The organism is Proteus sp. fly-1067 (assembly GCF_040139345.1).
GTDB lineage: Bacteria > Pseudomonadota > Gammaproteobacteria > Enterobacterales > Enterobacteriaceae > Proteus > Proteus vulgaris_B.
In genome coordinates, this window is the sequence record NZ_JBEEUL010000173.1 from 1 (window position 1) to 591 (window position 591).

Sequence of the window (591 nt, forward strand, 5' to 3'; positions counted from 1 at the left end):
CGGCTGTTTGCTGCAGTTAAATTAGTCACAGTATTGTTTAGATTATTCACAGTCGATTCTAAACGGTTTTGAACAGCACCCATTGAGCTACGTAGGCTATCCACTTGTGCCAACGCATCATCAAGTCCTTTTAGTGGCGCATTATTGATAGTGATTGGTTTAGTAAATTTAATTTCTGCACCTTTTGTTAAAGTTACTTTACCACCAGGAATAAAGTCTTTAGCTGTTGCGTCAACAGCTTTTGATGTATCTAATGTTGCCTCATACGTTTTTGTATCACCATTTTTATCTTTAACTTCTATTGCAAGTTTAGTTCTATCTTCTTTACCTGTTGTTTGGTCAACTGCATAATAAACCCCAGATAAGGTTTCATTAGTTGCCGCCAAAGCGGTTTTTAATGATGCAGTATCGATATCAATATCTTTTGATGTAGGTGTTGTTGCCCCATTTGAAACAGAAACGCTGTTTGTTGAACCACCATGCAGTTTCTCTACATCTGCAGTCAAATCTAGTGTATCAATCCCTAAAGTAGTGGCATCCATCTTTTTCAGATTAACACTAATTTGTTCTTTATCATTTGCCCCAATTTGT

General features: G+C 36.7%; 1 protein-coding gene. It reads right to left on the bottom strand.

Translation table 11 applies throughout. The features are described 5' to 3' along the window. The coding region (locus ABN217_RS19825; protein ID WP_349459939.1) for a flagellin at positions 1-591 on the bottom strand (591 nt) is incomplete at both ends.